Source organism: Bifidobacterium sp. ESL0790 (genome assembly GCF_029395435.1).
Taxonomy (GTDB): Bacteria; Actinomycetota; Actinomycetes; order Actinomycetales; family Bifidobacteriaceae; genus Bifidobacterium.
Genome location: NZ_CP113915.1, coordinates 355850 through 368315, shown reverse-complemented (window position 1 = coordinate 368315; position 12466 = coordinate 355850). Strand labels below are relative to the sequence as shown.

At 60.9% G+C, this 12466-nt stretch carries 7 protein-coding genes and 1 pseudogene; 2 read left to right on the top strand and 6 right to left on the bottom strand.

Going from position 1 to position 12466, the window contains the following annotated elements:
• Nucleotides 1–69 precede the first annotated feature (69 nt).
• The 3 genes and pseudogenes from OZY47_RS01240 to OZY47_RS01230 form a co-directional block, all read right to left on the bottom strand.
• Nucleotides 70–1575 carry an MFS transporter gene (locus OZY47_RS01240; protein WP_277178150.1) on the bottom strand — a complete coding sequence of 502 codons (1506 nt, stop codon included), beginning with the start codon at nt 1573–1575 and terminating at the stop codon, nt 70–72.
• Between the two features lie 332 nt (nt 1576–1907).
• A complete protein-coding gene (rpmB, locus tag OZY47_RS01235; protein WP_277178149.1) occupies nt 1908–2102 on the bottom strand; it encodes a 50S ribosomal protein L28 in 195 nt (64 codons plus the stop codon).
• A gap of 1709 nt (nt 2103–3811) precedes the next feature.
• A pseudogene (locus OZY47_RS01230) lies at nt 3812–4009 on the bottom strand (helix-turn-helix transcriptional regulator); the annotation flags it as partial.
• 914 nt (nt 4010–4923) lie between these two features.
• Between OZY47_RS01230 and OZY47_RS01225 the strand changes: the two are divergent.
• Entirely contained in the window at nt 4924–5760 is an 837-nt protein-coding gene (locus tag OZY47_RS01225; protein WP_277178148.1) for a TetR/AcrR family transcriptional regulator, read from the top strand.
• Between the two features lie 237 nt (nt 5761–5997).
• A complete protein-coding gene (locus tag OZY47_RS01220) occupies nt 5998–6750 on the top strand; it encodes a mechanosensitive ion channel domain-containing protein (protein ID WP_277178147.1) in 753 nt (250 codons plus the stop codon).
• A gap of 380 nt (nt 6751–7130) precedes the next feature.
• Here the strand turns inward: OZY47_RS01220 and OZY47_RS01215 are convergent, their stop codons facing one another.
• From OZY47_RS01215 to OZY47_RS01205, 3 genes are all read right to left on the bottom strand, one after another.
• Nucleotides 7131–9887: a CPBP family glutamic-type intramembrane protease gene (locus tag OZY47_RS01215; protein WP_277178146.1), complete on the bottom strand. Its 2757-nt coding sequence runs from the start codon at nt 9885–9887 to the stop codon at nt 7131–7133.
• 92 nt (nt 9888–9979) lie between these two features.
• The gene (locus tag OZY47_RS01210; RefSeq protein WP_277179025.1) at nt 9980–11119 is read right to left on the bottom strand and encodes a D-alanine--D-alanine ligase family protein; all 1140 of its coding nucleotides are present in this window, start codon (nt 11117–11119) and stop codon (nt 9980–9982) included.
• Nucleotides 11120–11297: 178 nt separating this feature from the next.
• Nucleotides 11298–12293: an NAD(P)H-dependent glycerol-3-phosphate dehydrogenase gene (locus OZY47_RS01205; protein WP_277178144.1), complete on the bottom strand. Its 996-nt coding sequence runs from the start codon at nt 12291–12293 to the stop codon at nt 11298–11300.
• Nucleotides 12294–12466: the final 173 nt, after the last annotated feature.

Sequence of the window (12466 nt, the reverse complement as noted above, 5' to 3'; positions counted from 1 at the left end):
GAGATTGGCTTAAAATGGCCATTCCTGAAAACCTATCTACCGACTTGTGCGGCGACTCTCCCTAAATCGTCATCGCTTCGACGCGTCCTCCGTCTTGGTCTGCTTGGTCAGGCCGAACGAGATGAGGAACGCGATGACCGCGAGCGCCAGCGCGAAGGTGAAGCCCCAGCGCGACCCGGTGACGAAGGCCATGGCCTTGCCGCCCGAGTGCGAGGCCGCCTGGCCCGCGCCGAGCAGGATTGTGGCGACGGCGGTGATGACCGCGCCGACGACCTGCTGCATGGTGTTGAGGATGGTGGAGCCGTCGGTCGAAAGATGCTGCGGCAGCGAGGCGAGGGCCGAGGACTGGGCCGGGCTCATGGCCATCGGAATGCCGATCATCAGGATGACATGCGCGAAGATGACGAACGCCACGGAAGTCGACGGGCCTGCCAGCATCAGCAGGACGACGCCGATCATGGAGAGCACCAATCCACCGCGCACGAGCCACTTGGGTCCGACGATGTCGAAGAGACGGCCGGCGAACATGGAGACCACCGCGTTGACCACGCCGCCGGGCAGCATCACCAGGCCGGTGAGCGCCACCTTCACGCCGAGGCCGTTCTGCAGCTCCTGGGGCATGAGGTACATGGTGGCCAGCGTAATGCCGAAGTTCATCATGACGATCAGGGCGCCGACGGTGAACTGCTGGATGCCCAGCGCGTGCAGGTCGATGACCGGGTTATCCATATGCAGCTGGCGGTAGCTGTAGCAGGCGATGGCCAGGACGCCGACGACGAGGATCGCGATGACCGGCAGCGAGAAGCCGAAGTCGCTGATGAGGCTCACGCCGAGCACGAAGCCGCCGAAACCGAGGATGGAGGTGATGCACGAAAGCGCGTCGATATGCGGCTTGGTGAGCTTATAGGCGTTGACCATCCAGATCGAGGCGCACACAAGAGCGACCAACGCGATGACGGCGAAGAAGAAGAAAATCGCGCGCCACGAGAACGCTCCGATGAGCGCGCCGGCGAGGGTCGGGCCGATGGCCGGGGCGAACATCACCACGAGGCCGGCGGTACCCATGGCCGCGCCAATCTTGTTGAGTGGGAAGACCTCGAGAATGACCGAGAACATCATCGGCAGCACCAGGCCGGTCGAGATGCCCTGAATCATGCGGCCAGCGAGCAGCACGGCGAAGGAGGTGCCCGGCGCGAAGCCGGAGACCAGCGAGCCGACGAAGAACATCGCCAGCGCGAAGATGAGCAGCGGCTTCGAGGGAATCCACTTCAGCAGCAGGCTGGTGAACGGCAGCACGATGCCGATGACGAGCATGTAGCCCACCACCATCCACTGCGCGGTGCCGGAGCCGATGTGGAAGCTCGTCATCAGGTCGGGTAGCGCGATGTTCATCGCGGTCTCGCTGAGCATGCCCAGGAACGCGCCGAGGTAAAGCCCCAGCATCGTCAGGTTCGGATGCTTGACGTCCACGCGCGCCTTCATCGCGGGCTGCGCGGCCGAGCTCTTGCGTTCCTCGGCTTTCGCGCTCTCATCAGGTGTCGTATTCCCGTTTTCGGGCGCAGTCGATTGTGACATGGCAGATCCCATGTTGTTTCTCTCCATTTCATTCCCACGTCTTATCGCCGTTCACGGTCGCGTGGGACATTCGTGCATCGCGCCTTCGAGCGCGCTTCCTTTTGCAAGGGTGGCGCTTGCCGCGCCCACTTCATATTGGCGGGAACCCCTTATTTCCCGAAGCGAACACTTATTATTAGCAGTTCGCTGGACAAATCCGCTTGTGGAAACGAACAACGGCAACCGTTCGAATTCAGACACCACTTTATCTTCGTCCACGCGCCGACGTCCAGGCATGAAAAAACCTCCGACGTCTGACGACGTGCGGAGGTTTGGAAATTGCTACTCGCGATTCACGCGACCACGCGCTGAACCTTGCCAGCCTTGATGCACTTGGCGCACACACGAACGCGAACGTTCTGGCCGTCGATAGTGGTGCGAACCTGCTGGAGGTTCGGGCGGAAGGTGCGCTTATTGCGGATATGTGAATGCGAAACGCTGTAACCGGTCTGCGGTCCCTTGCCGCACACTGCGCAACGAGCTGCCATAATGGACTCCCTATACTGTTTTGACTTGCAAGTCTTGATGCCCTTGAGCTGCGCCGAAGCGCGCCCAGAACACACAACTTCTCAATTATACAACTTCGCCCGACATTATGAAAACGCGCGGACTCTTCGAGTTCGACGCACACCCAAACCGGGGCATTTAAAAAGAGACCCCAGAAATTGCAAGGCTCCGTTTTTAAATACCCCCGTTTGGGTGTGCGGGAATCCCGCTATTCGCGACGCTCGTTGGCCACCTGCACCATGTGCACCACACCGCCGGCGATGGCGCACAGGATCCCGCCGACGGGCCAGGCCAGCCAGAAGGGAAAGCCGAAGAAGCCCGGGCCCATGCTCGTGGGCGTGCCGAGGAACAGCATCAGGAAACCGATCAGGGTGGCCACCATCATGATGACGCCGCTGACGGCCCCGGTGAAGCGGCGGTAGAACATGGTCTCGCCACGATTGGGATCCAGCCCGTCGGGACCACCAGGGCCATTGGAGCCATTGGGGCCGACCCCATTGACGCCATCAGTCCCGTCGCCGAAGGAAGCCTTGCGATAAAGGCCGCCAACCCGCTCACGTTCCTCGTTGCGGCGGTTGTATCGGTCGATTTTCAGCGCCGAACGCCGCATGTCTCCATAGACGAAAAGCGCCACACCGAGCGCGAAAAGTATCAGCATGCCCGAGACCGACCAGCCGCCGTCGTCGCTCGCGCCCACGTATTCGCCAAAGAGGTTCAGGCAGAGGCCCGCGCCGATGGCCACGAAACCGGCGACGACGCAAATGGTGAACACGGTCGAGACGTGGTGGCGCTGCTGCAGGGTGTAGAAATCCTCCACGTATGGGTGCAGCCCGCGGAACTCCTTGCGCCCCTGATGGGCCCACATGAGCAGAGGCAGACCGATGACGAAGCCGATGAGGATCGGGATGAGGGTGAGCATGTCGTTGAGGCTGGAGGATTTGGCGGAGAATTGCGTGCCGACCGCGACGCCGGCAATCATGAAGAAGACGCCGAGGGCGAGACGCCAGGCGTACGCGCGGGCCTGGGCGTCGTAACCGGTGACGTCCTTCGCGCCGGCAGATGCGGCGGAAGAGGAGGCGGAGGTGGCTTGGGGCGCAGCGGTTGCGCTAGTTGCGGTTACCGGGTTTGTGGTCGCTCCGGCGGCAGCACCGGCGGAACCGGCAGGTGCGGAATCAGCCGTCGTGGGGCCGACAGAGGCGCTGGCTCGTCCGGAGTCGGCAGCGGTTGTATCCCCGTTCATGACGGCTGGGGACTCCTTTGTTTTATATGTGTTCGCGGAACCGGCGTTCGTCGTGTCCGTGACAGATGGAGTGGCACCAGAAATCGCCTTCGACCTGTCGCCGCCAGAGCGCCCAGCGCCATCCCGCGCATCATCCCGAACGTCACTGGCGTGGAAGCCGGCGGGGCCACCATGGACGCCGTTCACCGACGAAACAGAACCATGAATAGGAGAAGAAGCCGAGAAAGAAGTCTCGCCGAAAGACGTCATAGAGGAAGAGGTCATGGCCGTGCCATCGACCGGGGCCTTGCTTCCTGAGGCCGCGACGCCACCTCCAGTGGCCACAGCACCTTTCACGCCCGTGCCTGCGCCACTGCCCACACCCGTGCCACTGCCCGCACTCGTACTGTTGCTCGCACCCGTGCCGCCGCTCGCGTCCACGCTCCCGGCCACCGCCTTGCCGGGCTGTCGCACATCGCCCAACACGAGATCGTCGAGCGTGCATCCGAAGAGGTCGCAGACCATCAGCAGCTTGTCCATCTCCGGATAGGCCTTCTCCGACTCCCATTTGGAGATTGCCTGGCGCGTGACGCCGAGCAGCATCGCCAGCTGCTCCTGGGTCATGTTGCGCTGCGAGCGCAGGTATTGGAGATTGTCCCGAAAACTCATCAGGATTCCTTTCTCGTCTCGACTTTCGAACGATGCCCCCAGTATGCGGCCGAACCTCGGTTTCACGCTACCAGCTTGCGGTTGCATCGGCGAAAAGCAACCGAAAACCCACGTCAACTTCTGGTTGCATCGTTGATATTTCAGCGGTTCCGCCACTTTCTACGCAAGACCCACGCCACTAAAATCCAAGTCCGCCGTGTACGCAAATCCCACTATCTATGGAGGTCTGTTTTCACAGGCACACCGCACACACCTACCTATAGGCCTGCAAAACGTACCACATGGATTCCAACGCCCGCCCGTTTTATCCAAATGCCTGATCGCCTTACCCAAGCACCCGCTTGCTCAATTCCGGACTCCGCGCAACAAAGGAATCCATGCAACCAGGAGCCAAAGCGAAAAGGAGCCGTCACAGGTGCCTCACACCGCCCCCTCCCTCGCCACCAACGCCGAGTCGCGACACATCCGCTTTCACACGTCGCGTAGTGAGCGTATTGTTAAGCGTTACGCATAAAATAGGCCGATGAATTACGCTATTAGCATTAATTTGCAGTATATATCGTTCGACACCTTGACAAAGTTTCTGGCCAAAACCGCAAAACCGCTTATTAACAACTGAAATTGCCGAGTTTCTGTCATACATTTCTCATTTTTCCTCAAAAAATAATAATTACGTATACAATACGTGAATTTTTGACCACGATTCGACTAAACATATCGACTACTATTTATAATTAATTAGTCATACTATAAGGTGAGTATCTAATAATTAATTAGCTACACCACTATTATATTTTGATTCCGTGTTTTCTTTACGCAATATTTGGCGCACAAGAATAAATAAAACCTTTATCCTTTAAAATCAATATAGGTTTGCTACGTGAAGTACTCGTTTTATTAAGGGAGAACATCCAATGTCAAGACCTCGACAGGATTCGGATCAATTGCCAGCGACAGTACGCATGGAGAATGCGTTCTGGCAGCTGTTGGGCGAACGCGACTACGCGAAGGTGACGGTCACTGACATCGTGGAATTGGCAGGTGTCAACCGCAACTCTTTCTACTACCATTACTGCAAGCTCGACAACCTCGCGGAGTCGGCCATCAAGCACACCGTGGAGAGCATCAACAACGCGCTGCCGGAGTTCACCACCAACCCCTCGCGGGCCTGGAACGGCATCGTCATGCAGCTCATCGGCGTGCCCGCCAACCGCGCCCACATCGACCGCCTAGCGCTCACCGTGGGCAAGCACACCTCCCCCCATCTCATCTACACGACGCATGACGCCATACGCGCGGGATTCGTGCAATGGCAGCATTTGGACGCCAACATGTCGATCACCCAGGACGTGCTTCTGGAGTTCTCGATTGGCGGCCTGCTCTCGGTTCTGGGCATGTGGCCACGCCTCTCCAAGGAGACCACGCTCGACCAGTGGAGCAATCTCGACGCCGCCGTGGTGGCGCGCACGCTTTACCTCGCCGTCTCCAGCGACAGCATGCCCAGCTTCTGGGTGCAGATGTTCCGCAACACCCTCGAGCGCGGCGACAACTCGCTGCTCAAGGGCATCGCCGCGGCCGAGACCAAGGACTTCGATTTCAAGAAACAGGTCGACCAGCTGCTCACCGAACTGCAGACCATGCAGCACGACCACCCAGAAGGCTTCGGCGCTCAGTCGCAGCAGCATGGAGCCAACGGGGAGAAGTCCTCGCTGCCCTTCAATCCGATCGGCTCGAGCGACATCACGCGATAGTCATACGTCCATCGTTTGCCCTGTTTACATTACAGGTGCCGTTTGCCGTCTATTTACTGTCATACGGCCGCATCAGGGAACGCGCGGACCAAACATCCGACGCCAATCGCCCCATATTCTTACATTTCGATAATTTAATTCGGCGCAAGGCCATAACTCGGCGCGAAACCAAAGCCCGAACGGTATGAAAAACGTCGCCAAACGCCTATGCTGGGTGCACGAAGTAGACTCGGAACCATGGAAATCGTCTGGAACTGGCTCAAGGCCAACCAGGGGCGCATCGCCCTACTGGTCATCGTGCTCGTCTGCGCGATCGTGGCCGCCAAGCTCGTCTCGCGCGGCCTGAGGCGTCTGCTCGACCATTCGAACATCCCCAACGCCTCCATCTTCATCAACCTCACGCTCGTGGCCATCTGGACCATCGCCGCGGCCATGGTGCTCCAGCCGGTCTTCGGCATCAACCCCACCACCATCGTCACCGCCCTCGGCATCGGCGGCGTGGCGATCTCGCTGGGCCTCAAAGACACGATCTCCAACATCGTCTCGGGCTTCGGCCTCATGCTCGGCCACGTCATCCACCCCGGAGACCAGGTGGTCGTCTCGGGCGTCACCGGCACCGTGGAGGACATCACCTGGCGGCAGACCATGGTGCGCGAGCGCAACGGCAACCAGCTCATCATCCCCAACTCGGTGCTCAACACCTCGGCCCTGGAGCGCATCACCCCGGCCGGCGAGGCCTGCGTGAGCGTCGCGTTCACCGTCAAGCCCGGCAGCGACCTCAACACGGTGACCAAACGCGTGCTGGAGCAGGTAGGGCGCGCCACCACGGGGCTGACGACGCACAAGAACCAGGCGCACGTCAATTTCACCGGCTTCTCGGCCACCGGCATCGAGGGCGAGGTGATGCTTTTCGCCAAGCCCGGCATCAACCCCGACCAGATCCGCGACAAGGCCGTGCGCGTGCTGGCCAAGGAGGATTTCATCGCCTGAGGATGACGGCGAGCGGCGGGCGGCGCGGGAATTGCCGTCTCACCTCTGAATCCTCTACAGGCGAGACGGAATTGGCAATCTGGTTGAGTTTTGCCTCATCAACGATGAAACAGACCTCTTCACTATTGTCCGAATCAGTTGAGTGGGTGCCTTTGAAGTTAAGTGGGTGCCGCTTTTGCCGAATCCTCAGGAAAATAGCTAATCATTGAGGTTTTTACCTTGAATTGGCACCTAGTTAACGCACAAGCCACCCACTTAACGCTCCATTGCCTTCCGATGCCCACCCAGACACAGCAAAAACCGTGGAAAAAGCACCTTTGCAGGTATATTTTGGTGCTTTCCCACGGCTTTCAGCAACGCTCGGATTCGCTGGCGAGCAGCTAGCGAACGGATAGCGCCAGTATCATCTCCAAGGCGCACAGCACGATGAAGATGCAGATGCCGACGTTGCCGACGGCGGTCTTGGCGCGCAGGCCCTTCGGCAGCTCCTCGGGAGCCTTGTAGAAGACGAGTTTCTTGCGGTTGACGATGGCCACGATCACACCGGTGATGATCATCACCCACTGGAAGACCGAATAGAGCAGCAACGGAGCGAGATCGCCGAAGTGGCCCGTGGTGATCAGCTTCGCGATGGCCTGCGAGGAACCGCTGGCGATGGCCTTGTAGGCGTCCGAACTGGTGGCCATAAGCGCCATCTGCGGCAGGAAACCGCCACAGAAGTTGTAGGTCATGTGCATCGCGATCGTATAGCGCAACTTGCCCGTGCGCACGTAGACATACCCCTCCAGCAGACCGAAGAAGAACACATAGAAGAACTGGAAGAGGTTGCCGTGGAAGAGCGCGAAAGCCCCCGCGGAGACCACGATGGCCGTCACCTCGCCATATTGCTGGATGTGGTCGATGATGAGCCGGCGGAAGAGCCACTCCTCGAAGATCGGACCGATGATGACGGTGGTCAGCAGGATGGTGAGCGGATCCATGCTGCCAATCATCTCGCTGATGCTGCTGCGCGCCTGGCCATGCGAGAGCATGCTGGAGAGGAGGGTGCCGATCTGGCTGCCGAGGTAGGAGAGCGGGAAGGTGATGGCCATGACGGTCAGGAACATGCTAAAGCTCATGTTGCTCGTCTTGCGCTTGACCACCGGCAATCTGCGGAATATGAGCAGCGACAACGGTATCGCGACCAGGTAGAGCGGGCCATTACCGACGAGGAACGATGCCCACATCGGCAGCTTCGCGCCATTGGTCACCACACGCACCAGGAAGGTGAGCCCGAAGGCGAGAAGGTTCCAGACCACCATCACCATGGCCAACGCCAGGCCGACCGTGGAGAACCGCTTGCGCACCATGCCGAGCCAGCTCGAGAGCTGGGGCCACCAAGGCTGGGTCTGGTAGATGTAGCGCAGCCGGCGGCCAGAGAGACCGGAAGTGACCGGTTGGGCGTAAGCGTAGCTGGGCGTGGCCAATGTCACCCCTAGCTGCTGTGGCGTATATGCCTGGTAGACGGGCTGTTGCGGCTGGGCTGGCTGTTGGTAGCCATATTGGGGGTATGCGGGCTGCTGGGGGCCATATTGTGGCGTATACGGCTGCTGCGGCGCGACGTACTGTTGCGGAGCCGGCTGCTGATACATCGGCTGCTGATATCCATATGGCTGAGCGACCGGCTGCTGGGGCGCATACTGCTGAGCCTGTTGAGTTTGCTGGGCACCATACTGCGGGTACGCGGCCGGAGCCTGCTGAGGATTCGCCTGAGGAGATAGCTGCTGGGGCGCTGCCTGCACGGGAGCATACTGCTGCGAGCCATATTGCATGTATGCGGCTTGCTGAACGGGTTGCTGAACCGCCGGCTGCTGATAGACAGGCTGCTGCGAGGCTGGTTGCTGCGGCATGGTCTGCGGCCGAGCTACGGGCTGCTGCGACACCGTCTGCTGAGCGTACGGAGATTGCTGGCTATATTGCTGCGAGCCAGACTGCTGCGGGGGTTGTTGCTGGGGCACCGTCTGTTGCGGCACCGTCTGCTGCTGACCGGGCTGCTGCGCCATCACCCGCTGCGCCGCCGGCTGCTGATAACCGGATTGCGGGGCAGCGGGCGTCTGATAGCCAGGCTGCTGGAATGCGCCCTGCTGCGCTCCCTGCTGATAGCCGTTTTGAGGGTTGGCGGGCTGCTGGAAGCTGGTTTGGTTCGGGTTATATTGGGCCTCCTGCTCGTGCCGCGCGAACGGCCGGAAGACGGTCTGCTGCTGACCCAGCTGCCCCGAAATGGACGACATCGGAGCGTTTGCCAAAGTCGTTTCGTAAGGCGACGACGTCTCCTTGCCAAACGCCGAGCCGGTATTCTTGCGCTGCTTGGACGCATGCTCTTGCGCAGGCTTCTGGGCCTGTGCGGATGATGGCGATTGCGCGGGGCTCTGCGTCGAGCCGACCGCAGGATTCGAAGCGGCAAACGCTGAAGTACCAGTCTCGGGCTTTATGCCGGCCTGGGTCTGGGTTGCTCCATCCTCAGCAGGATTAGCCTCATGCTTGATATCATGCTGGGCCGAAGATTCGACCTTTGAACGCGTATCAGAGGAACCCCAAGCCGGCTGGCCTTGCGTCTGGGTCATAGAGGACGTCGGCGAACTAGAGGACGTCGAAGACACAGACGACACAGGGGAAGCAGACGATACGGGTGATACAGACGACGCAGGTGACGTCGAGGATTGCACGGACTTCGGCGAGACCACAGGCTCGCGGGATTCGTACATTCGATTCGGCAGAACCGGAATCTCGGGAATCTGCAGTCCGAAGAGCTCTTTTCCCCCAACGACATGCGACAGTGACGAACCACCCGAACCCGATGAATCAGTGGACCCTGACGAATCCGACAAACCTAGCGAATCAACCGACCCCAGCGAATCAGCCGACGCCAGCGAATCAGCCGAACCCGACGCGCCAGCCTCACCAGCCGCATCAGCCGTATGCGCAACATGCTTGGCCACGTGCTCACCCAAGGCCTGCCGCCTCGCGTCCCCAGCGTCCATCTGCGACGAACGTCCGTCGTTGCGCATCTGGCCATCGGGCCCCGAAAGGTCTCGCGCCTCGTCGTCGCGTTTCGCCGCCTGGTTCTCCTCGTTCATTTTGAGCACTTGACCTTTCATGTCGGTTGCATCAGGCTAATCCCAACAACTTCCCGACGATCGCGGCACCAACATCTCAGGGGTCTCCGCGCCATCGGGACTACCACACAAATCTAGCGAGCCACACCATCGATGAGCTTGCCTATCAGATCAGCATACCCGATTCCGCTGGCCTCCCAAGCCTTGGGATACATGGAAATCGGCGTGAAACCAGGCATGGTGTTGATCTCGTTGACCATGATCTCGCCCTTCGGCGTCACGAACGTGTCGACGCGCGAGAGCCCGGTTCCATCGACGGCCTTGAACGCCTTCACCGCGATCCGCCGCAACGCCTCAAGGGTCTCCTGGGGCAGATGCGCGGGAGCCTCGACATGCGAGGCCTCGGCGTCGGTGTATTTGCTGTCGAAATCATAGAATTGGTCGCCGCCCTCGGCGCGGTGGTCGAGCACGATCTCGCCGGGCTGGGCGGACTGCGGCTCCTCGTCGGCGGACGGACCAAGTACCGCGCACTCGATCTCGCGGCCCTCGACGCCCTGCTCCACCAGCACCTTCCAATCGTGGCGCGACGCCTCGTAAAGCGCGGCGGCGAGCTCATCCACGTCGCCCTTGCGCTCCAGCTTGGTGACCCCGAAGCTCGAGCCCGCGCGCGACGGCTTGGCGAAGAGCGGATAGGTGAGCTTCTTGCGCTTGATCTCGTCCATCACGGCCTTGGCGTCCTCGACGAACTTGTCGACCTCGTTGAAATCACGCGTGTCGACGGTGACGTCGGGGGTGACGGGAATGCCCTCGGCGCGCAGTAGCACCTTGGTGAAGACCTTGTCCATGCAGGCGGCCGAGGCGAAGACGCCGCAGCCCACGTAGGGCACGCCCATCATCTCGAGCAGCCCTTGCACCGTGCCGTCCTCGCCGAACGGGCCATGCAGCACAGGGAAGACCACATCGATGAAGCCGAGCGAGGTCAGGGAACCGTCGGCCTCACGCACGAAGAAACCATTGTTGCCACGGGCCATGTCGAGCACGACCGGCTTCGCGTCCTCACCGGCGTCGACGGTGGGCATAGCACCATTGGCGACGTTGAAATCACGCGGATCGGTGCCGCCCATCACCCATTCGCCCGCCTTAGTGATGCCAATCGGCACGGGCTCGAAACGCTCCGTATCCATCGCGGAAAGCACACCGTTGGCGGAAAGGCAGGAAATCGAATGCTCATCGGCTTTCCCGCCATACAACACCGCCACACGTTTTCTGCGCATCATTCCTCACTCCGCTCTATATAAAAATCGATTTAGAACCTAATGAGAAAGCCTACACGGGCAATCGGGACACGCCCGGCGATTGTCCCGCTCATTCACAAAGCCAATGCACAACCCGACAGGCGCGTGACGTGTGTCTGGCACAAGGGCCAAGCCGGGTCTTCCCTACTCCTCAGCCTTACTCCTCGGTAATCTGTCCGCCGAGGAATTCGGCGAGCATCTGCTCGCAGGTCAGGCCGTGTTTGAGCACGTCGTTCATCGCCCCGGCCAGCGGCGTGGGCACACCGTATTGGCGGCCCATGCGCACCACGGCGTCGGTGGTCGACACACCCTCGGCCACGCCGTTGCTCACGCGCGTCGCCTCGTCCACGCTCATGCCGCGTCCGAGGTTCGCGCCGAAGGTGTAGTTGCGGCTCAGGGGCGAGCCGCACGTGGCGATCAGGTCGCCGACCCCCGCCAGCCCGGAGAACGTCTTGGCCTTCGCTCCCGCGGCCTCGCCCAAGGCCTGCAGCTCCACCAGCCCTCTGGTCTCGATCATGGCGGCCGTGTTCTCGCCGTAGCCGGCGCCCCGGGCCATGCCGACGGCGAGCGCCACCACGTTCTTGAGCGACCCGCACATCTCCACGCCGATGACGTCGGTGGTGACGAATGCCTTGAAATACTTGGTCGTGCAGGCCCTGGCCACCAGGCGGGCGTTGTCGATGTCGGAGCACGCCACCACCGTGGCGCTTGGCTGGCGGTCGGCCACTTCGCGGCTCAGGTTCGGCCCGGAAATCGCGGCGAAACGCTCCTGTGGCAGGGCCAGCGCCTCGCGCACCACCTCGTCCATGCGCCTGCCGGTCGACCGTTCGATGCCCTTCATCAGAGAGACGACCACGGCGTCCTTGGGAATAAGCGACTCGAAGGGCCCCAGCGCCTCGCCGGCGTGCTGGGCGGCGATGGCCACCACCACGATCCGCGCGTCCTTCACGGCCTCGGCGCGGTCGCCGCTGGCCGTCATGGCGTCAGGCAAACGCTTGACGCTGGGCAGCCTGACCGCGTTGCGATGGTCGTCGCGGATGCCCGCCACGATCTCGGGCTCGCGCGCCCACATGGTCACCTGGTTGCCGGCGTCCGCGAGCACCTGGCCGAACGCCGTGCCCCACGCTCCTGCTCCAAGCACTGTAATATTCATTGGTTCCGCTCCCTCGCATTCGTATCCCTTAACGGTAGCGCTTGGGGTCCCGACGCCAAAATCGCGGCCCTTCCAGGTAGTCGGCAGAACCTTTTAGGCATACCTACCATTCCGCGCCCACCTGGTACCATCCGTTGCATTCACGACCGTCCGAATCGTATCCGAACATCATA